General features: G+C 62.7%; 20 protein-coding genes. 10 read left to right on the top strand and 10 right to left on the bottom strand.

Annotation, left to right across the window (positions count from 1 at the left end; all coding sequences use genetic code 11):
* Positions 1–50: 50 nt before the first annotated feature.
* Positions 51–1,079 (bottom strand): NAD-dependent epimerase/dehydratase family protein, encoded by a 1,029-nt coding sequence (locus ACERJA_RS14895; protein ID WP_373609045.1) that lies wholly within the window; start codon positions 1,077–1,079, stop codon positions 51–53.
* A gap of 241 nt (positions 1,080–1,320) precedes the next feature.
* Between ACERJA_RS14895 and ACERJA_RS14890 the strand changes: the two genes are divergently transcribed.
* Together ACERJA_RS14890 and ACERJA_RS14885 are read left to right on the top strand one after the other, a co-directional pair.
* Entirely contained in the window at positions 1,321–2,124 is an 804-nt protein-coding gene (locus ACERJA_RS14890; RefSeq protein ID WP_373609044.1) for a sulfite exporter TauE/SafE family protein, read from the top strand.
* Between the two features lie 122 nt (positions 2,125–2,246).
* On the top strand, positions 2,247–2,759 hold the full coding sequence (locus ACERJA_RS14885; protein WP_373609043.1) for a hypothetical protein: 513 nt from the start codon (positions 2,247–2,249) through the stop codon (positions 2,757–2,759).
* Between the two features lie 78 nt (positions 2,760–2,837).
* Here the strand turns inward: ACERJA_RS14885 and serA are convergent, their stop codons facing one another.
* The 3 genes from serA to ACERJA_RS14870 form a co-directional block, all read right to left on the bottom strand.
* A complete protein-coding gene (gene serA / locus ACERJA_RS14880; protein ID WP_373609042.1) occupies positions 2,838–4,424 on the bottom strand; it encodes a phosphoglycerate dehydrogenase in 1,587 nt (528 codons plus the stop codon).
* Positions 4,425–4,929: 505 nt separating this feature from the next.
* Positions 4,930–5,337 carry a hypothetical protein gene (locus ACERJA_RS14875; RefSeq protein ID WP_006065297.1) on the bottom strand — a complete coding sequence of 136 codons (408 nt, stop codon included), beginning with the start codon at positions 5,335–5,337 and terminating at the stop codon, positions 4,930–4,932.
* A gap of 101 nt (positions 5,338–5,438) precedes the next feature.
* Positions 5,439–6,335 (bottom strand): EamA family transporter, encoded by an 897-nt coding sequence (locus ACERJA_RS14870; RefSeq protein WP_373609041.1) that lies wholly within the window; start codon positions 6,333–6,335, stop codon positions 5,439–5,441.
* A 147-nt stretch (positions 6,336–6,482) separates the two neighbouring features.
* On the opposite strand from ACERJA_RS14870, the gene ACERJA_RS14865 reads away from it, so the two are divergent.
* From ACERJA_RS14865 to ACERJA_RS14850, 4 genes are all read left to right on the top strand, one after another.
* Positions 6,483–7,673, top strand: coding sequence for a mechanosensitive ion channel family protein (locus ACERJA_RS14865; protein ID WP_373609040.1), 1,191 nt, complete (start codon positions 6,483–6,485; stop codon positions 7,671–7,673).
* Between the two features lie 115 nt (positions 7,674–7,788).
* A complete protein-coding gene (locus ACERJA_RS14860) occupies positions 7,789–8,244 on the top strand; it encodes a universal stress protein (RefSeq protein ID WP_373609039.1) in 456 nt (151 codons plus the stop codon).
* A 97-nt stretch (positions 8,245–8,341) separates the two neighbouring features.
* On the top strand, positions 8,342–8,998 hold the full coding sequence (gene serB, locus ACERJA_RS14855) for a phosphoserine phosphatase SerB (protein WP_373609038.1): 657 nt from the start codon (positions 8,342–8,344) through the stop codon (positions 8,996–8,998).
* Positions 8,999–9,106: 108 nt separating this feature from the next.
* The gene (locus tag ACERJA_RS14850) at positions 9,107–9,520 is read left to right on the top strand and encodes a hypothetical protein (protein ID WP_373609037.1); all 414 of its coding nucleotides are present in this window, start codon (positions 9,107–9,109) and stop codon (positions 9,518–9,520) included.
* Between the two features lie 240 nt (positions 9,521–9,760).
* Here the strand turns inward: ACERJA_RS14850 and ACERJA_RS14845 are convergent, their stop codons facing one another.
* From ACERJA_RS14845 to ACERJA_RS14830, 4 genes are all read right to left on the bottom strand, one after another.
* Positions 9,761–10,537, bottom strand: a complete 777-nt coding sequence (locus ACERJA_RS14845; protein WP_373609036.1) for a hypothetical protein — start codon at positions 10,535–10,537, stop codon at positions 9,761–9,763.
* 136 nt (positions 10,538–10,673) lie between these two features.
* Positions 10,674–11,885, bottom strand: coding sequence for a homoserine O-acetyltransferase (gene metX / locus ACERJA_RS14840; RefSeq protein WP_373609035.1), 1,212 nt, complete (start codon positions 11,883–11,885; stop codon positions 10,674–10,676).
* Between the two features lie 5 nt (positions 11,886–11,890).
* On the bottom strand, positions 11,891–13,231 hold the full coding sequence (locus tag ACERJA_RS14835; RefSeq protein WP_373609034.1) for an O-acetylhomoserine aminocarboxypropyltransferase/cysteine synthase family protein: 1,341 nt from the start codon (positions 13,229–13,231) through the stop codon (positions 11,891–11,893).
* Positions 13,232–13,379: 148 nt separating this feature from the next.
* On the bottom strand, positions 13,380–14,036 hold the full coding sequence (locus ACERJA_RS14830; protein WP_373609033.1) for a DUF6517 family protein: 657 nt from the start codon (positions 14,034–14,036) through the stop codon (positions 13,380–13,382).
* A gap of 210 nt (positions 14,037–14,246) precedes the next feature.
* On the opposite strand from ACERJA_RS14830, the gene ACERJA_RS14825 reads away from it, so the two are divergent.
* Positions 14,247–15,479 carry an MFS transporter gene (locus ACERJA_RS14825; protein WP_373609032.1) on the top strand — a complete coding sequence of 411 codons (1,233 nt, stop codon included), beginning with the start codon at positions 14,247–14,249 and terminating at the stop codon, positions 15,477–15,479.
* Positions 15,480–15,607: 128 nt separating this feature from the next.
* A complete protein-coding gene (locus ACERJA_RS14820; protein ID WP_373609031.1) occupies positions 15,608–16,111 on the top strand; it encodes a plastocyanin/azurin family copper-binding protein in 504 nt (167 codons plus the stop codon).
* A 161-nt stretch (positions 16,112–16,272) separates the two neighbouring features.
* On the opposite strand, the gene eif1A is transcribed toward ACERJA_RS14820, so the two are convergent.
* Positions 16,273–16,563, bottom strand: coding sequence for a translation initiation factor eIF-1A (gene eif1A / locus ACERJA_RS14815; protein ID WP_006065309.1), 291 nt, complete (start codon positions 16,561–16,563; stop codon positions 16,273–16,275).
* A 124-nt stretch (positions 16,564–16,687) separates the two neighbouring features.
* Here eif1A and ACERJA_RS14810 point away from each other — a divergent pair, with 124 nt between their 5' ends.
* On the top strand, positions 16,688–16,867 hold the full coding sequence (locus tag ACERJA_RS14810) for a hypothetical protein (RefSeq protein ID WP_373609030.1): 180 nt from the start codon (positions 16,688–16,690) through the stop codon (positions 16,865–16,867).
* 13 nt (positions 16,868–16,880) lie between these two features.
* Positions 16,881–17,084: a hypothetical protein gene (locus ACERJA_RS14805; RefSeq protein WP_373609029.1), complete on the top strand. Its 204-nt coding sequence runs from the start codon at positions 16,881–16,883 to the stop codon at positions 17,082–17,084.
* Here the strand turns inward: ACERJA_RS14805 and ACERJA_RS14800 are convergent.
* Positions 17,050–19,023: a DUF460 domain-containing protein gene (locus ACERJA_RS14800; protein WP_373609028.1), complete on the bottom strand. Its 1,974-nt coding sequence runs from the start codon at positions 19,021–19,023 to the stop codon at positions 17,050–17,052. The two genes, ACERJA_RS14805 and ACERJA_RS14800, sit on opposite strands and share 35 nt — an antisense overlap.
* Positions 19,024–19,062 lie beyond the last annotated feature (39 nt).

Raw genomic sequence — 19,062 nt, 5'->3', positions numbered from 1 at the left:
GCCACGGGCGCAATGATCCGTGGCTTGCCAGCGCAACTGATGGAGGCGATCTAGCGGTGAGTGGCTTCCTGGACCTCGCCTCCCGTGTCCCCCCGCATCTGCAGCTGTTTCATCTCCCACTCCAGATAGTCTCGGAGGCCTTCCTCGAGAGGCCTGTGAGTGATTCCCAGTTCCTCGGTCGCCTTGCTGGTATCGACCGGCCATCGGCCGCCGGCGAAAAACCGGAGCCCCTCGGATTCGAATCCGTCCGGCGGCGTAATAACCCGCTCTACTGCCCCCATTACGCTGGCGAACCCTGCGAATACCTTCGGGGAGACGGCTCGAGGGGCCGGAACGCCTGTTATCGCTTCTGCACACTCGAGGACGTCGACAGCGTCTCGAGGCGCCCCCGAAATGATGTACGTTTCCCCGGGGGCTCCTTGTCCCATCGCACGGAGGTGTCCGTCAGCGATATCTCCGACGTGGTCCCAGGGGACGTAGTGGCCGCGCGGAATCATCGGCAGCTCGCCCTGAAGGTAGCTCCGAAACAGGCCTCGAATCGATCCGTGTGACTTGTCTCCCGGGCCGTAGACGATGCCCGGTTGGACGATGACGAGTGGCAGTCCATCGTCGATCATGGGTTTGGCGACTTCGTAATGGGCCTCCCATTTCGTCCGGTAATACACGGCCGATTCCGGGCACTCCGGCGCAATCGTTTCGTCGATATACGCAAGCGATCGAAGTGGATACACGCCGAGCGTGCTGGTGTAGACGCCTTTCGGGACATCCAGTTCTGCCATCAACTCGAGAACGTTCCGGGTCCCCTCTACGTTGATCCGTTCGGCGTTTTCGGCCTCGCGAGGGCCCGGACCGAGATAGAACCATGCGGCAAGGTGAAACACGCCGTCCACACCTGTCATCGCCTCCCGCATACTCTCTTTCTCGGTGACGTCGCCTTCGACCACCGTGACCGTCTCCGGCAGGTGACTTGCGTTCGAGCGCGAACGGGTCAGCGCAACGACATCGTGACCAGTTGCGAGAAGTTCCTTTACAACGTGCGATCCGATCAATCCAGTTGAGCCAGTGACAAAATACTCCATTAGACGGTGTACGCCGCCAAGCGCTATATAGGTGCCTCGAACCGCTGAGCAGCCGATTTCCAGTGGATTTCACAGAATGAACGTGTCGCGAAATTTCATGTCCCGATCTACCGCGTGACCGCCTCCACATAGTGGCGTGATCGGACGCTCTCTCTTCAGCAGGCAATGCTTGTCAGTTATTGTAGATTTCAGCAGAGCCGGACAGGGTTATCTATCAAGCGAGCGAACGAGACGGACGAGCGTGTTCTTACAGCACGCGGCTGTCGGAGCCGTCGATCCGGTGACCGCCGCATTCATCCTCGCAGCGCTTCTTCTGGCCGGCGTTGTCACCGGCATCGCCGGCTTCGGCTTTGCCCTCGTCGGGACGATGGCGCTGGCGACCGTCGTCGACCCCTCGCTGGCCGTCGTGCTGATGATCGTCCCGATTCTCGCGACGAACGTCTCGCTGTTAGGCGAACTCGACGCCGACGCCGTCCGCTCGTGTAGCCGGCGCTTCTGGCCCTACGTGCTGGCGACCCTCGTCGGCACGCTCGTCGGTATGGCCGCACTCGAGTCGATCCCGGCCGATCCGCTGACGATCACACTCGGGTTCGTGACGCTTGCGTACGTCGGGGCGACACAGCGGGCGGTTTCGATCCCCGGACGTGCCGCGCTCGAGGATCGCTGTTTCGTCGAACGGCGGGGGATGATGGTCGGCCTCGGCACCATCTCGGGGGTCGTCTTCGGCGCGACGAACGTCGGCGTGCAGGTCGTCGCCTACATCCGAAGTCGTGACCTCGAGGCCGGGCTGTTCGTCGGCGTCCTCGCACTCGTGTTCGTCGGTATCAACGCCGTTCGAGTGGGTGCCGCGGTGGTTTTCGGCCTGTATCCATCGCTGGCGGTTGGCGTGCTTTCGGTGGCGCTTGCGATTCCGGCTCTCGCTGGTGTCCTCGCTGGCCGGCGCGTCCGACCGCAGCTCTCAGAACGAATCCAGCGACAGGGCGTGCTCGCGCTCCTCGCACTCATCGGCGGTCGACTCGTCCTCGGCGGGTTGGGAATCGCCTGAACGACCAGCGGTCGGCGACGATCCAACAGCCGTGTCGCAGTTCCGTGGGCGTCAACTGGTCCGGGTGCCAAAGAAGTGCGATCGGCACAACAACTGTGGCGAGCCAGTCCGTAGGGTGACACATGCTCCGTCGGCTTCGGGAAAACGGCCCCATCATCCTCGTTCCGCTCGCGTGGACGTTCGTCACCGCCGTCCACCTCGATCTCGCAAGCGAGCACGCCCTGTTTGTCGCCCATCTGGTGATGGCGGTGATCATCGTCGTCTTCACCGCCCTCTCGTGGTCGGCGATGGATCGCGGCGTCTTGCTTGCGTGGCGGCGCGTGCTGCTCGCCGGCCTCGTCGTCACCTTGGCCGGGGGTGTCGGCTTTCTGGTCCCGGCCGTGGCGACGCCACTCTTTGCGGTCAGTCTCGCTGGCTGGATGCTCATCCCGGCAGCGGGGCTTGCCTACACGAGCCAACACGTCGCCGAGGCGCCGCGGCGCTACCTCCTTGGGGCTGTTCTGAGTGTCCTCGGCTTGCTCGTCTACGCCAGCGCCTCGCTAGCCGGGAGCGATACCGGCGTGCTGGCCGCGGGACTCAGCCTGGTGAACATCGGGCAGACGATTGGCATCGCGACCGCGGTCTTCCAGTACTGAACACAGTCCCGACGGTAACCCGCGGACGCACACAGGACCAGTTTCAGAAAAACGGCAAAAACGAGCCGAACGAGCCGCTCAGTTCTGACCGTTCAGCGTGATGTAGTTGATCCCGATGATCCGGTCGTCGCCCTCGAGTTCCGCCTTCGCTTCCTCGGGGACCTCGCTGTCGACGTTGTAGACAGTCAGCGCCTCGCCGCCGATCGTCTCGCGGGCGTTGAACATGCCAGCGATGTTGACGCCGTGTTTGCCCATAACGGAGCCGATGAGACCGATGACGCCGGGTTCGTCGGTGTTTCGCGTGACGACCATCTTGCCGTGGGGGATGGCGTCGACACGGTAGCCGTCGACACGGACGATCCGTGGGTCGTCGCCGGCAAAGAGGGTGCCGTCGACGGAGACTTCGTCGTCGCCGTTGCTGACGGTCACCGAGATCAGGCTCTGGAAGTCCTCGGCCTGTCGGGTCTTCGATTCGGTGACGTCGACGCCGCGGTCCTCGGCGATCTGTGGCGCGTTGACAGCGTTGACTTGCCACTCGAGCGGTTCGAAGACGCCCTTCAGCGCGCTTGCGGTGACGAACTCGACGTCTTCGTCTGCGATCTCGCCCTCGTAGGAAATCTCGATAGACTCGACACGGCCGTCGAGCAGTTGGGCAGCGACCTTGCCACCGGTTTCGGCGATGTCGATATACGGCTCGAGGCGCGGGAAGGCGCTCTCGTCGATCGACGGTGCGTTGAGCGCGTTGGCGACCGGTTCGCCCGCGATTGCGGCGTTGATCTGCTCGGCCGTCGAGGTCGCGACGTTCTCCTGTGCGGCTTCCGTCGACGCGCCGAGGTGGGGCGTGACGATGACGTCGTCGTGCTCGAGCAGCGGCGAGTCAGCCGACAGCGGTTCCTCGGCGAAGACGTCCAGCGCGGCGCCAGCGAGGGTGCCGTCTTCGACTTTCGCGGCGAGGGCGTCTTCCTGAATAATGCCACCGCGGCCGACGTTGACGATGTAGCCGTCCTCGAGAAGGTCGAGTTCGTCCGCGCCGATCATGCCCTCGGTTTCGGGGGTCAGCGGCGTGTGGATGGTCAGGAAGTCGGCAGCCTCGAGACAGTCCTCGAAGTCGACGAGTTCAGCACCGAGGCGGTTGGCGCGCTCCTCGGAGATGTAAGGGTCGAAGGCGACGATGTCCATCCCCAGCGAGTCGAGTTTCTTGGCGACCTCTTGGCCGACGCGGCCGAGGCCGACGACGCCGAGCGTCTTGCTGTCGAGTTCGGTGCCGAGATACTCGCTTTTGGCCCACTCGCCGTTTTTCAGGCGGATGTGTGCCTGTGGGATCGAGCGTGCGGTCGCAAACGTCATCGCGACGGTGTGTTCGGCTGCCGCACGAACGTTGCCTTCGGGCGCGTTGGCAACGATAACACCCTCGTCCGTTGCGGCTTCGATGTCGATGTTGTCGACGCCGATGCCCGCTCGACCGACGATAACGAGTTCTTCGGCTGCCTCGAGTACTTCGTCGGTGACCTCGGTTCCCGAGCGAACGATCAGCCCGTGAGCGTCCGAGACTGCCTCGAGAAGGTCCTCGCCCTCGAGTTCATAGCCCGTCTCGACCTCGTGGCCGGCGTCTCTGAGTACGTCAAGACCCGCATCCGCGATGGGATCCGTGACCAGTACTTTCATGCGCGAGACAATCGTGCGGAGCAGGTAAACCCTTCCGTTGTCGTGCTTGGGTGGCAAAATATACCACCTCGATTCAGCCGAACATGATCGTTTATCGATGCACTCTCTTCGGGTGCAGTGGCCCGGAACGGTGGTTGATCCCGGAAATTCGAGATGGAGTATCAACTAATTTTCATTCGTCGTTGGAACAGGCCCGCTCCCACGGCGTCCACGGGACGACCCACAGCGCCTCGAGTGTCAAAAACGGTGATCAACACGGCAGGAAGAACAGGAGTTCGACGACGGCGACGAGTTCAGTCACTGCCTCACTGACAGTCTATAGTAACACCTGAAACGAGGTACACACTGATCGCACAGAGCTGTCGTGGGATCAGGTGTGCAGTGACGTGCAGTGACTACTATAGCAACCGCCATCGACACTGCTCAGTATCGTTCCGTCCTGCTTGCGTCGGAGAAGTAATCAACGTTCGACAACCAGCCTCGAGCACGCTCCGTTCAGTAGAGCTTACGCCTCCGTGTCGGCGTACAGATAGACGGCACACACTGCGAGCACGGCCTCAGCGGCTTTGGTGATGACCGCGATCGGGTTGAGATTACCCTCCATGTAGAACGCCTCAACGCCCCAGCCCTGGACCGGAAAGAGTGCGAGGATGGTGATGATCGAGTACGCGGCCGCGACGAGAAACAGCGAGCGCTGCCAGTATGGCGTCAGATACAGGATCGTGCCGCCGATGAACCCGAGTCCGTTGAGGACAAACAGGGCAGCGAGCACCTCGCTGAACTGAATCGCATTCATCGTAGCCAGCAGGTGTAACACACCCGTCACGAGTGCCATAACGATGGCAACGTATCCGATCGGGTTCGACGGGCGAACGAATCGTTGGTTCGCCTCAGTTGTGGGATTTGCGCACATAACTATGGCGTTTGCAGGGTCGAAGAAAAGTAGTCTGGTAAGAACGTCGAAAACGAGGGGAGTCGACCGAGACGGCGTGAGAGTAGTGAACGCCCGGTCGGTCAGAGCGTAATCAACACCGCACCGACGACTACCAGCGTCGCCCCGACGATGACGCCTTTCGTTACGCGCTCGAGGTCGCGCAAGAGGACGGCCGCAAACAGCAGCGTGAACAGCGGCGCGGTCGCGACCAGCGGATCGACGATGGCGATCCGCCCTTCCTCGAGCCCCAGCGCAGCCATCAGCGAAAGCATCGCAACAGTCGTCAGAAGACCGCTGCCGGCGAAATACGTGTATGACGCACGTGGACGCTCGAGGACGTCACGCCCACCGACGGCGGCCACGTAGGCGAGCAGCGCGATCAAGCCGGCCGTCTCGTTTATCGCGACGGCCTCGAGCGCCGAAATCGGCGTCTCGAGCATCCCGTACCGCCGAGAGACGTTCGCGACGGCGAAGGTGGCCGCAGCGGCGATCGGCCACAACAGATCGCGGGGCTGCCAGCCCGCGAGGTCGCCACCTTTCGAGGCCGTCAACACGGCAAGCCCAGCGACGAGGATGACGATGCCGACGCCAGTCACTGGCCCCAGTGGCTCGCCGAGAAACGCGAGGGCGATCAGCGTCGCAAACAGCGGCCGCGTGCTGAGAATCGTACTGTTGAGACTCGCGCCCACTTTGTCGACGCCGACGAAGATCGTGATTCGCCCGAGTGCAGTGCCGATAACGCCCGCAAAGACGAACACAGCGAGGACCTCGAGCGTGAGTCCCGAAAACGCCGACCGGCCGTAGAGGACAGCGATGAGCAGCCAGTAGATTGCCGAGTCGACGACCACGACGACCAGCGACGCCTGCACGGAGCCACCACCCGCGGCCATCCCTCGCTTGTCGAAAATCGGCGTAAATCCCCAGAAAATTGCTGGAATCAGGGCGAGGACCAGCACCTCGAGCGTGGCGCTCGCCATCACAGCACCTCCGAGTCCGACGAGACTGCCATCGACGACACTGGGGTCGGCTGAGGGGTCAACGTTGTGGTATACAGCCGACAGATGCAGCCAGCGCGGACATCAGACAGTATTTACCACTCGGTTAACTATGCGTTACCGACACTGATGGTCTCTCCGTCCGTCGGCACGTGGCCGCTTGCTGACACCGTTCCGGCGTCGCTCGAGCCGACGGGTTACGGAGCACTACTCGTCTGGACGGCGACGCGCCCGGCCCTGTTCGGGACTGGATTCGGGAGCATCGATCGATCCTGGCTGCTGGTCGCGCTCATCCTGATCGGGTCGGTCCTGCTGGCACGGTTCATCCAGTGGGGGAGCCGTCGGTATCTGGACGGCGAGACCGCCGAGACGACGTTTGGTCGCGCGGCGTTCGCCGAACTTCACACCCCGCTTGCGATCTCGACCGCCCTGCTCGGGGTGTATCTCAGCCTGGTCGTGCTCGATCTCCTCGAGTCGACGACGCTGATCGTCGGCGGGATCGCCACGGTGTTGGTTATCCTCTGGGCTCGAGCGTCGATCCGGATCGGTCGCCGCTGGATCGAAGTGCTTCAGGAAGGCCAGACCGGGTACGAGTTCGCGCCGATGTTCGGGAACCTCTGGACGATCACCGTTGTCGGCGGTGCTGTCCTGTTGTTGCTCTCGATCTGGAATCTCGATCTCACCCCCTTTCTCGCCTCGGCCGGCATTCTCGGGATCGTCCTCGGCTTTGCCGCTCAGGATGCGATCGGCAACCTGATCGGCGGCGTCGCGCTGTACTTCGACAACACGTACAAAGTCGGCGACGTGATCCGAGTCGAAGACGACATGCGCGGGACGGTCACCGACGTCGGCATTCGGAGTACGACCGTTCTGACCGAGGATAACCTGCTTGTAACGGTGCCAAACGCGATCCTGAACTCCTCACAGGTGGTCAACGAAAGCGCACCACAGCGCCACATGCGACTTCGGGTGCCGATCACGGCCGCCTACGGGACTGACTACGAGACGGTCGAGAAACTCGTGCTTGAGGTCTGTGAGGAGTGTCAGTTCGTCCGCGACACCCCGAAGCCGAAAGTAATCTTCGCGGAGTTCGGCGACTCCGCGCTTGGCTTCGAGCTCCGGGTCTATATCAACCATCCACTGGTCGAAAAACGCGCGCTCGACAGCATCAATCGAGGCGTCTACGACGCCTTCGATGAGGCCGGTATCACGATCCCGTTCCCACAGCGGGAACTCAGCTTTCTCGAGCAGCCATCGGACACCAGCCACGAGTTCGACGAACGACTGGCTGCGGACGAGCCGGCACCCGATCGCGACTGATCGCCTGTCGGCGGGAGTCGCAGACGGCCTCTCGGGATCGATCCCGGAATCGGCCGTCTATCACGATCTGAACCGACACCGAGCCTTATTTTAATTGGTCACGTAGGAACTGTCGATGTACGACCGCATTCTCCTTCCGACGGACGCCGAAAAGGGAGCCGAACTGGCAACCGAACACGCGATCGCCGTCGCAGAGTCGACCGGTGCCGAGCTCCACCTGCTGTACGTCGTCGACAGTGACGTCTACAGCTCCTACACCGGCGACGAGTACGTCCACGAGTTCGAGGGCCTCGAGGCCGCCCTCGAGCAAGAAGGCGAGGAAGCCCTCGAGTCGGCCACCAAGGCAGCACGGGAGGCCGGCCTCGAGCCGACGACGGCCGTCCGACACGGCACGCCACACGAGGAGATTCTCGCGCATGCTGAGGACGAAGACGTCGACCTCCTCATACTGGGGTCGAAAGCCCGCTCGGGCGAGTACCGCCGGCTACTGGGCAGCGTCACCGACCGCGTCGCACGACTTGCCTCACGACCAGTGACGATCGTGAAGACGCCGGTCGAAGACGGGGAGTGAACAATCGATCGAGGACGACACACAGTGGTTGGGAAGCCGACACTCGTCGAGACGGAAACCTGAACTGGTTTATCCGGGGCGCTACAAGCAGCGCCCGATGACAGTCGTCGCTTTCGACTTCGACGGGACGCTTTCAGACTCCGAGATGACCGTGCTGCTCGGCGATCGCTGCGGTGTCGCCGACGAGATGGCCGAAATCACTGAGCAATCGATGAACGATGAGATCGATTACGCCGAGAGCCTTCGCAAGCGGGCCGCCCTCCTCGAGGGGCTGCCAGCCGAAGATGCGCAGGCTGCCTACGACCAGGTCGAACTCCGTGAAGGTGCAGCCGACCTGATCGAGGAGCTAAACGAGGCTGGCGTGACGACCGCAATCCTCACCGGTGGCTTCGAACGCGGCGTCGCGGCCGCTCTCGAGCGCGAGGGAGCCGCCGTCGATCACATCGTCTCCAACCGACTGCCGATGAACGACGACGAAACCGAACTGACCGGCGACGTCGAGGGACCGCTCATCGAGGGCACCAAAGACGACGCGCTCGAGAGTCTCGCCGAGGACGTCGGTGCCGACATGGCAGACACCGTCGCCGTCGGTGACGGCGCAAACGATCTCCCGATGTTGAACGTCGCCGGCCTCGCGATCGGCTTCGTCCCCAAACCAGCGGTCGAACCCCACTGTGATGTCGTCGTCACCTCGATGGACGAGGCCCGAACGGAGCTGCTCGAGGCCGACGTCCTGCCAGCCGCCGACCAGTAACGGCTCGTTTCCCAGTTCGGACGAACGTCTTCTCTCGGCGAAAATCGGGCTCGAGAGCCGTTTTTGATACCGAGAGACCTATTAACTCGAGGTCGAGTAAGTGGTTGTATGATGTGGCAAGACCTCGTGTTCATGCTCGGCAGTGGCCTTTCGATCGTCTTTCTCGCGCCGACGCTTCGTGACGCCAGTGCGCGCGTGCCGCTCGGGACGAGTCTTCCCTCGATGGGGATCGGGTTCGTCTACGCGATAACGTTCGCGACGCTCGGCATGACCTTTTCCGCTGTTGGCGCGTTCGCAGCCGGAATGATGTGGTCGCTGATCGCCCTGATCCGGTCGCCGGGCGGCCTCGGCCTTTCACTGCGACTGTTCCGGGTTGAAAGTGTCTCCCTGTTTATCGCCGATCTGCGACGCTGGCTCGCCAGTTTCCGCTCGTCGTCGCCTGTCGAACAGTACGTCACCGCTGACGTCGCATACGACCAGCAACACGGCTATCCACACACGACGGAAACACCTGCAGACTGAGTTCTATCGGGCGTTTTCGACGGCAAAACTGCATCGGACCGGTCGGCAACACGAGACGGGTGGACTCACGGCCGGCCAGAGCCACACCAGTTGGCCGCCAGCGACCCAGACGGAAGCCACGTGGGTCCGCGCTGTACCGCTGTGCGGTGAGTTGCTAGCCGCCATCACGAAACGCGGCGGTGGACAATCCGTACAAACCGAACCGTCGCTGGCTGGTTCGGCAGTTCGTGATCGATGACGTTAGCGGTCGGTGGCTTTCGTCATCAGCGTCTCGAGGGCGTCCTGACGCTGGGTCAACACGCCACCGATAGCCGCGAGGACGGCAGGAACGACGAGTCCAGCAAGGAGAATCGCGCTCATGGTCGCCGGACCGAACGTAATCTCGCCCGTGACCTCACCCGAATCGTTTAGGAATGACTCAGCCTCGAGTGCACCGACACTGTCGAAGACGCTGCTGACGAGTGCCGGATCACTGTAGGTGGTCGTCATCAGGAACGCGGCAAGCACCGCAAACACCAGATACACTGGAACGACCGTCACGCTGGCTTTCACTGCCCCAACAGCGTCGTCGGCGTCGACGTACGTGGCGATCGCATATCCGGCCCCGACCACCAGACCGGCAGTGAGCAGGAACAGCGCCGTGTCGATCAGAAAGAACGGTGGGGACGCGGCCGCAGCGGCGTGGTTCGGCGCATCGCCGAGCGTCGCGGATTCGCCCTCCGCTTCGAATCCAGTCCCGAACGCAGCGAGGTAGCTCCAGCCAGCGGCTTCCCAGGAGGCAACCAGCTCCGTGACGACCAGCGACCCATCATCGGTGTACGTCGCTGGCGTCGTCTGTGCGGTTGAAACAATCGTCGCGAAGAGGTGTGCGAAATACGAGAGAACGACCGCAATCGCACCGAATACAGCACCCTGCTTGAACGGCAGATCGGCGTCCTGTCCGCCCGCCACACGCTGTGTCGGCTGTTCACTTGTCTGTTCGTCGTCGTCGTACTCGAGTTGGCTATTATCTGCCATCAGTGATACATCAAACGAATAGATATTATATATTTCTATATATTCTGTTGAGCTGTACTTTTCACTGAATTATCGTGTGATAGAAGCATGAATCGTCATTATCAGTATCGATAACAAAGCCGATCGTGTCGGTAAGCTATTCAGAAAAGAGGCTGGTGTGGACCGGGGCGAACGACGACTCGGGCTCGAGGTCGGGTTCGGGTGCCGTATCAGTAATCGTCCGCCCGGCGAGGCCGTCCTCGAGCAGTTCGTCCAGCGGCGGCCCGACTTTTTCGGGTTCGACGAGAAACGCGTCGTGGCCGTGGTCGGATTCGACGACGTGGTGGGCGACGTCGACGTCCGCCTTGCGGCAGGCTTCGGCCAGCGATTCTGACTGCTCGACGGTGAAATGCCAGTCGCCGGTAAACGAGATCAGCAGCAGTTCGCCCTCGAACGCAGCCAGTGCGTCAGCATCGGACTCATACCCCGCCGAGAGATCGAAGTCGTCCATCGCACGGGTCATGTAGAGATAGCTGTTCGCGTCGAAGCGTTCGGTGAACTTGTCGGCCTGATAATCGAGGTAGGACTCGACCTCCCGGTAGGGGAAAAAGGCGGCCGCTGGGTCCGGCGGCTTCTCTCGAACCGTCTCTCGGCCTGCGGAGCGGCGGCCGAACTTCCGGCCCATCGAGGCCTTCGAGAGATACATGATGTGGCCGATCTGGCGCGCTCGAGCGAGTCCGTCTTCGGGTTCGGGACCGTCGTAGTAGTGACCGCCGTTCCAGTTGGGGTCGCTGGTGATCGCCCGGCGAGCGACCGTATCGAGCGCGAGACACTGCGGGTCGAGTCGGGCGGCGGTGGCGACGGCGCCCGCCCGGTCGACGTCGTCGGGGAAGCGTCGCAGCCAATCGAGGACGTTCATGCCGCCGACGCTGCCGCCGATGACGGCGTGGAGTCGGCCGACGCCGAGTTCATCGAGCAGCCGGCGCTGGGAGCGCGTCCAGTCGCCGACGGTGACGGGCGGGAAGTCGGTGCCGTAGGGCTCACCGGTTTCGGGGTTTTCGCTTGCTGGTCCCGTCGTGCCATAACACGAGCCCGGCGCGTTCGCACAGACGACGTAATACTCGGTGGTGTCGATCGCTTTTCCGGGGCCGACGACGTCGCCCCACCAGGCCCGCGCTTGGCCGGCGGTGTCACCGCCAGCGTCGGGGCGACGGGCGACGTGGGGGCTGCCGGTCAGCGCGTGACAGACCAACACCGCGTTATCGCCGGTGAACTCACCGTAAGTCTCGTAGGCGACCTCGAGATTGGGGATCGACTCACCGGAACAGAACTGGAACTCGCCGAGGGTTGCGGTGTCTCTGGTTGTCATGGATATCAGTCCTCGCTCGTCGTGATGGTCGCGGCTCGTGTCGCCGTCTCGATCGCCTGCTCGAGGTCGGCCAGGATGTCTTCAGGGTCTTCGATCCCGACGGACATCCGGACCAGATCATCCGTCACGCCCGCTTCTTCGCGCTCGTCAGGTGTCAACTGTCCGTGGGTCGTACTCGCGGGGTGGATGACGAGCGTCTTCGCATCGCCGATGTTCGCGAGGAACGAGGCGATCTCGACGCTCTCACAGAAGACCTTGCCCGCCTGGTACCCTGCCTCGAGGCCGAACGCGACCATGCCGCCGAAGTCGTTGAGATAGTTCGTGGCATTGTCGTGGGTCGGATGGTCCTCGAGGCCTGGGTGGGTAACCCAGGCGACATCCTCGTGGTCGTCGAGATACTCGGCGACGATGGCGGCGTTCTCGCAGTGTTTTTCAACCCGGAGGGGAAGCGACTCGAGGCCCTGGAGGGTCTGCCAGGCGTCGAACGGTGACTGCTGGTTACCCAGACTGCGCAGCGACCGGAATCGAGCCGTCGCGGCGAAGGGGGCCTCGGGGAAATCCCGCGAGAAGTCGACGTCGTGGTAGGCGTGGTTCTGGCCAGCAATCTCGTCGTAGCCGTGTTCGCCCCACGGGAACGAGCCGCCGTCGACGAGGACGCCGCCGACCGTCGTGCCCGAGCCGTGGAGCCATTTCGTCGTCGACTCCCAGACGACGTCCGCACCGTGTTCGAGCGGTCGACAGAGCGCTGGGGTCGCGAAGGTGTTGTCGACAACGAGAGGGACGCCGTTGTCGTGGGCGATTTCGGCGACGCGCTCGAAGTCGGGGGTGACCAGCGAAGGGTTGCCGATCGTCTCGACGTGGACGAAGGCGGTGTTTTCGTCGATCGCCGCCTCGTAGGCGTCGTACTCGAGGGTGGGGACGAACTGTGTCTCGATGTTCCGGCGGCTTGCCGTCTTCGAGAAGTAGGCGGTCGTCCCGCCGTAGGTGTCCGTCGAACAGACGACGTTGTCGCCCGCCTGTGCGAGGATGAGAACCGCAGAATCGAGAGCCGCCATGCCGCTGCCCGTCGCAACTGCACCAGCCCCGCCCTCGAGCGAGGCGAGTCGATCCTCGAGGACCGTGACGGTCGGGTTGGCGATCCGAGAGTAGATGTAGCCGTCGTCCTCCAAGGCGTAGCGTTCAGCGGCGGTGTCGGCGTCGTCGAAGACGTAGGATGTCGTCTGGTAGATCGGCGGTGCCATCGCCCCCGTCTCCGGGTCGGGGGACTGTCCGGCGTGGACGCTTCGTGTCCCGAGACCGCGCTCGGGACAGCCTGTGTTCGTCCCGTCGCTCGCGTCGTCGCTCATGTTTAGTATGCATACTTCTACAGACTCATATGCGTCGCAGTAACGGCAAAAACCGTAGTCGATTCGGTCGCATTCACATACCGCTCGGGTCCGTACGGGTGTGCCGCCGGCGTGAGACGCTCGTGGCTGAACAGGGGCAGCAAGTAGCTTATTGATGCTCGAGTCCCTCGAGCAGCGTTCGAACAGCGGTCGACTCGGATTCGGCGTTCACCGCCTGTGGGTAGACCGCGACACAGACCACGAAGTCGTCACCGTTGGCGACGGCTTCGCTCACCCGAATGGTGACGTCGATCGTGGTTTCGACTGGAACCAGTCGGGCGCGTCCGCGATAGCGAGCGAGCGTCGTCTCGCTGCCAAGCACCGAGACGGGTTCCTCATCGACGTACTGGACGTCCTCGAGTTCGTCGTAGCGGTCCTGGATCAGAGCGACAAGTTCGTCCGTCGAGTACTCGCCGACGGGGTTGAGTGTGCGGCCGAATACGGAGATCTGTGGTGTGGCGAGCACGGAGACGACCGCGGTCTGGACACGTCCGAGGCCGAGTGCGTCAAGCGCGAGCGCGCGGTCGTACTCGGCGTTCCAGTTTTGAACCGAGATCGTCCGCTCGATTCCGAACCGGCCGATGGTTCGCTCGATGCGCAGCTCCTCGACCGTGTGTTCGCCGTAGCCGGTTTCGGCGAGGGCCGCCGGAGAGATGGTGGCCGGAGACGCGGCAAGCGAGTCTCGAGCGACATCGGTACAGCCCGCGAGGAGTCCGATCCCGGCCGTCACCCCTGCCGTAAGGACGTGTCTGCGCGTGAGTGCCATCGACAGAAACAGGGGACCGAGAGGCGAAAGGATATCGATTCGGGCCAGATTCGATTGGCGTCATAATTAAAAAGTGGACACACCCCTCGCCGAGCTGTCGTGCAGTGCAGTGTGCATGACGGCAGTGGCGACGAGAGATCGGAGAGATCGACCCAAGCAGCGCTTTCGAGACGGACGGGTTGATAGTCCTCGGGTGGCAACGTATCGGTCGTGCACTCGAGTGACCGTGATCGGGTCGTGCTCGCGGCCGTCGTTTTCGCGGTGTTGTTCTCACAGCTGTTGCTCTATCCTGGTGTTGCAACGCTCGTGGAGACGCTTGGGGCCGACGCGACGGCATCGCCGTTTGCGTCGACGGCACTCGATGCGAGCATGTGGTTTCTCGTCGCCGAGTTCGCCGCCTACATCGCCTTCGTCGGCGTCTGGGGGCTCGCAAGCGACGTGACAGGGCGGCGGACGCCGTTTATCGTCGCCGGCGCACTCGCTGGAGCCGTCGGCTACGCCATGCTCGCTGTCGTCCCCGCAGTGGGGTCGATTTCGTTCGAGGGCGTCCTCCTCTTGCGGGTCGTGCAGGGCGCGATGACCGTCGGCGCGTTCTCGCTGACGATGACCATGTTAATGGATTTAGAGGGTGGTCACGGCCGAAACATGGGTGCTGCAGGGATCGCAATCGGGCTCGGAGCAGCCCTCGGCGCCCCCATCGGCGGCCAACTCACCGAACTCGATCCGCTCGCGCCGCTGGTCGGTGCCGCCGTCTTGCTCGTCGGCGTTGGCATGCTCGTCTCGCAGGTCGACGACCGCACGCCGAACAGTCGCCGGAGCGCTCGAGCGCTCCTCGAGGGCGTGCGGCGACGGCCAACGCTGTCGATACCCTACGCCTTCGGCTTCGTCGACCGGATGACGGCTGGCTTTTTCGCCCTCGTTGGGACACTGTACTTCCAGGAGACGTTCGGGCTTGGGCCTGCCACGACAGGGCTGTTGCTGGCGTGTTTTTTCGCCCCGTTTGCCCTACTACAGTATCCCATGGGCGCGCTTTCGGACCGCATCGGTCGAACGATCCCGATCGTCGTCGGGTCGGTGTGTTACGGCCTCGGCATTCTCGCCGTCGGCGCTGCGCCGACGGTCACCACGGCTGCGGTTGCGATGGTCGCCGTCGGCGTTCTCGGGGCACTCGTCTCACCAGCGACGATGGCACTCGTCACCGACATCGCCGATAAAAACGAACGCGGCGTTGCGATGGCCGGCTTCAACATCGCCGGCAGCCTGGGCTTTCTTGGTGGCTTTCTCGTCGGCGGCACCATCGCCGGCAGCTACGGCTACGATCTCGCGTTTCTCACCGTCGGGAGCCTCGAAATCATGATCGCCCTGATTGCCGTCCCAGCGTTTCTCCGGCTCTCGATTGGCCGTCGTGGACGGCATCCAAGCGACGATCACGGAGAGATCTGATCGCTGTCTTGTAGATTCCAACTAGCTTCTCGGTGAGAACTACCAGTAATTGATATGGTATGGAAACGCATGACAGCGTCGCGGTGGAGGGTATCAATTTTTATGTACTCAACCCTTATCTGTCGGTGATGGCACGAGACAACCCAATTTCGCGGCGGACAGCGTTGAAGCTCACGGGCGCGGCAGCGGCAACCGCACTCGTCGCCGGTTGTTCCGACGACGACGACAACGGGAATGGTGACGAGGAAGAGGAAACCTTCGAGATGGAGCCGGGCGAGAGAATCGTCCTTTACGGCGACACGGCTGGCTGGGAAGGCGAAGAACCGTCGGAGATCGACGGCGTCCAGAACCCAACGCTCGTCCTCGAAGAGGGTGAAGAGTACGAGATCGGCTGGGAAGAAGGCGACGGTCAGTCCCACAACATCGAGATCCGAGACGCAGACGACCAGGTCGTCGACGACCTCGCAACCGACGAGACAAACGACACCGAACCCGACGACCAGTTCCTCGAGTTCGAAGCCAGCGAGGAGATGGTCGACTACGTCTGTCTGCCTCACTCCACCGCAATGCGTGGTTCGATCGAGGTCGAGGCAGCCGACAACGGCGACGACGAAAACGGCGACGACGAATAACGACCCGGTAGCGTTTTCATAGCGGCTTATCGAACCGATCGACCACCGACGCTGGTGTCGCTCGGCTCTTCTTTCTTTATCAAAACCGTTCCACTCGAGTCCATACCGTGTCGCCACTGACTCGAGTCAGTGGCATCGAACGATAGCAAAACCGTGTGTCGTTACTGAATATGGCCTTCGCGTCGGAGCTGATCGGCTTCGCTTTTTTCGTAGCGCCAGGTGATGTCTGCTTTCTCGTCCTGCCAGTCCCACGGCTCAACGAGAACGACGTCGTCTTCGCGAATCCAGATGCGCTTTTGCATCTTCCCAGGAATACGTGCAGTGCGCTCTTGTCCGTCTGCACAGCGTACTTTTACACGGTTCGCCCCGAGCATGTTAGTGACGGTCGCAAAGACCTCATCGTCCTCAGGCATCCGGAGGTTCTTCCGACCGCCCTCACCGTCGTCACTCATGGCCCATAGTTCACATTCGATCGGTTTAACCCTTTATCGATTCAGTTGACAGTCCATCGGGCAGCATCGGCCTCGAGGCCGAAAAACCAGGCCGTTTATTTCCCTTGGCTGGCCAGCCCTTCGTATGCTGAAAAATCTCGGTCCGCAGGGTATCGCCGGCCTGTTGATTCTTCTCGCCGGCATCGCACTCATCGCCTATCAAAACCTCGTGATCGCCGCCGGTATCGCACTCGTCCTCGCCGGCCTTGGCATCATCGTCAAGGCGCTGGTTTCGGGCATGCTCCAGAGTTTCGGGATGTTCTGACAGACAGCGAAAGATGTTGTCGCTTCGTTCCCTCAAGGCCGCGGTCGCCGTCTTCGGTCTCGTCGCGATCGGCTGCTTCGGGCACGCGCTGTTCGGCGACGAACTCGAGATCGAAGCGGTTCCACAGATGCTGTCGCCGAGGGGGTCGCCGAAGAGACTCCGAGCCGGCCCGCGAGCCCAGCTCACGCCTGGTTGTCGCCCGCTCGATGCTCGCTGATGAGTTGATCGACCATCGCCGCCTTGCGGTCTCGTTTGCGTTCTTCCGCACGTTCGTGCCAGTCGTCGATGACGGCCTCGACATCGTCCTCACGGGCAACAGCGAGTTCGTCGACTTCCTGCATCGCAACGTCGTCAGCGGGACCGACTGGAATGTCGGCGTCGAAGAGGATCTCGTCGGCGATCTCTGAGAGCCCGCCCTGTTTCAGGACGACTCGCGGCTCGAAGTCAGCGAGCAGTTCGGCCGTCGAACGGCCAGCCCCGCTTGCATCCCGCAGGAAGACGATATCGCCAGCCGCGATGCCGTACTGTTCGTTGGCCTCCCGGATCGCGCCTTTCGTAAACTTCTCCGCGACTTTAACCGGCACCAGCCCCTCTTTTTCGGCCGAGACGTCGCTGAAGTTCGAGTGATCGAGTTTCCAGAGCGCTTTCATCCGGTCGACTTTCCGCTCGAGGTCGTCGACCGCCTCACGGGCCGCGTCGCGTTCGCGCTCTAAGCGGTTGGCCTTTCGCTCGAGTCGGGAGACCTCCCGGTCCTTTCGCACCTTCGTTCGCTCCTCACGTCGGGCGACGCTGAGTTCGGTCTCAAGGTCGTCGATACGATCCTCGCGGTCCTCCAGGCGACCCTCGAGGGTCCCGACGTGTGATTGGAGGCGCTCGACCTGTCGCTCGAGGTCCTTGATTCGACGTTCTTCGGGCGTCAGCTCACGCGGTTCGTGTTCAGTCGACTCCGACTCTGGCTCTTCGTCGTCGTCTAACTCCCTGAGCACGGCTTCGACGCTTTCCTCGCCAGCGACGACACGGGCGGTTACCTCGCCACGGTCGAGCCCCGGCGGGAGTTTGGTGGCGATACGTTCGAACTGGTCTTCGTGGGCGTCGAAGGCATACAGCGCCGCAGCCATCGCGTCGCGCTGGTGGTCGTCATCGTAGGGATCGTGACGCGTGCGGTGTTGTTTCTCGTCGATCGGCAGATCGCTCGTCGGCGTCCAGCCCGCCGCATCGAAGCTCCGGCGGAACTTCTCGACCGTCTCGGGGATCGGCGTCACGTCCGCTGCAACGATGATCGGACGGCCCCGCTCGACGATCCACTCGATCACGTCGGCGGTGTCGCTGGTCCGCGAACTCCAGACATCGAGCACCTCACCCTCGAGAGAGACGATCGCGGCCGCGGTCGTCGTGCCGGGATCGATGCCGACGATGACGTGATCCCGGCGTTTGGCGAGCGGACGGAACTCGATGCCATCGCGGCGCTCGCGTTCGATCTCGACGCGGACGTCACCCGACCGGTTGCGCGAGACGGGGATGTCGCTGGGGCGGGCGGAGACGGTGAAGACGGCGTTTGCGTAGCCGCCGTAGGCTTCCCGGATCTCCCTCTCGTACTCGAGGTTTTCGTTCTCGAGTTCGGACTCGACCTCTCGTGTCCGCTTCCGAACCGAGCCGTGGATGCGCCGCGTGTAACGGTCCTCGCTCCAGCCGCCGCTACCGGTCGAGCGGCCCCTCGAGACCTTGACCTCGGTCGTATCCGTAAACGCAGAGACTTCGTGGCCGACGTTGTGGGCGGCCAGCCGGGCGGCGGCTTCGGCCTCCTGCATCGGCTGTTTGCCGTAGGGGATTCCGTGGCGTTTCGCGACTCGAGAGAGTGGTTCGGGCTGTTCGGCACCCGTTACCTGCACGAGCATCGTCTCGGAAGGCAGCGAGCCGAGGAAGTGAATTAGCTGGTCCTTGTCGGCCGCCAGCTCGTACATATTGTCCGTCGCGATGATCGCCGGCTCCTCGTCGTCGATCAGCCGCCGGAGTTTGCGGTGAGTGACGACATCTCGTGTGACATCGTCGCCGTCATAGACTACGAGCGCGTACGACGGCGCATCGCCCCGCACGTCACCGCTTTGGATATCGACCCCGAAGACGACTGCATCGAGGGCACTCGTTCGCGTACTCACAGGCGGCCCTAGGGGCGAGTAGCGTATAAATCCGACGCG

It is taken from the genome of Natronorubrum sp. A-ect3, from assembly GCF_041821125.1.
GTDB lineage: Archaea > Halobacteriota > Halobacteria > Halobacteriales > Natrialbaceae > Natronorubrum > Natronorubrum bangense.
The sequence above is the reverse complement of the archived record's forward strand: the minus strand, read 5'-3'. Positions and strand labels throughout refer to the sequence as shown.

What these genes read in the sequence shown, in the direction of transcription:
- ACERJA_RS14895 (WP_373609045.1), bottom strand. Translation starts at nt 1,079, where the DNA reads ATGGAGTATTTTGTCACTGGCTCAACTGGATTGATCGGATCGCACGTT.
- ACERJA_RS14885 (WP_373609043.1), top strand. Translation starts at nt 2,247, where the DNA reads ATGCTCCGTCGGCTTCGGGAAAACGGCCCCATCATCCTCGTTCCGCTC.
- serA (WP_373609042.1), bottom strand. Translation starts at nt 4,424, where the DNA reads ATGAAAGTACTGGTCACGGATCCCATCGCGGATGCGGGTCTTGACGTA.
- ACERJA_RS14875 (WP_006065297.1), bottom strand. Translation starts at nt 5,337, where the DNA reads ATGTGCGCAAATCCCACAACTGAGGCGAACCAACGATTCGTTCGCCCG.
- ACERJA_RS14870 (WP_373609041.1), bottom strand. Translation starts at nt 6,335, where the DNA reads ATGGCGAGCGCCACGCTCGAGGTGCTGGTCCTCGCCCTGATTCCAGCA.
- ACERJA_RS14865 (WP_373609040.1), top strand. Translation starts at nt 6,483, where the DNA reads ATGGTCTCTCCGTCCGTCGGCACGTGGCCGCTTGCTGACACCGTTCCG.
- ACERJA_RS14860 (WP_373609039.1), top strand. Translation starts at nt 7,789, where the DNA reads ATGTACGACCGCATTCTCCTTCCGACGGACGCCGAAAAGGGAGCCGAA.
- serB (WP_373609038.1), top strand. Translation starts at nt 8,342, where the DNA reads ATGACAGTCGTCGCTTTCGACTTCGACGGGACGCTTTCAGACTCCGAG.
- ACERJA_RS14850 (WP_373609037.1), top strand. Translation starts at nt 9,107, where the DNA reads ATGATGTGGCAAGACCTCGTGTTCATGCTCGGCAGTGGCCTTTCGATC.
- ACERJA_RS14845 (WP_373609036.1), bottom strand. Translation starts at nt 10,537, where the DNA reads ATGGCAGATAATAGCCAACTCGAGTACGACGACGACGAACAGACAAGT.
- metX (WP_373609035.1), bottom strand. Translation starts at nt 11,885, where the DNA reads ATGACAACCAGAGACACCGCAACCCTCGGCGAGTTCCAGTTCTGTTCC.
- ACERJA_RS14835 (WP_373609034.1), bottom strand. Translation starts at nt 13,231, where the DNA reads ATGAGCGACGACGCGAGCGACGGGACGAACACAGGCTGTCCCGAGCGC.
- ACERJA_RS14830 (WP_373609033.1), bottom strand. Translation starts at nt 14,036, where the DNA reads ATGGCACTCACGCGCAGACACGTCCTTACGGCAGGGGTGACGGCCGGG.
- ACERJA_RS14820 (WP_373609031.1), top strand. Translation starts at nt 15,608, where the DNA reads ATGGCACGAGACAACCCAATTTCGCGGCGGACAGCGTTGAAGCTCACG.
- eif1A (WP_006065309.1), bottom strand. Translation starts at nt 16,563, where the DNA reads ATGAGTGACGACGGTGAGGGCGGTCGGAAGAACCTCCGGATGCCTGAG.
- ACERJA_RS14810 (WP_373609030.1), top strand. Translation starts at nt 16,688, where the DNA reads ATGCTGAAAAATCTCGGTCCGCAGGGTATCGCCGGCCTGTTGATTCTT.
- ACERJA_RS14805 (WP_373609029.1), top strand. Translation starts at nt 16,881, where the DNA reads ATGTTGTCGCTTCGTTCCCTCAAGGCCGCGGTCGCCGTCTTCGGTCTC.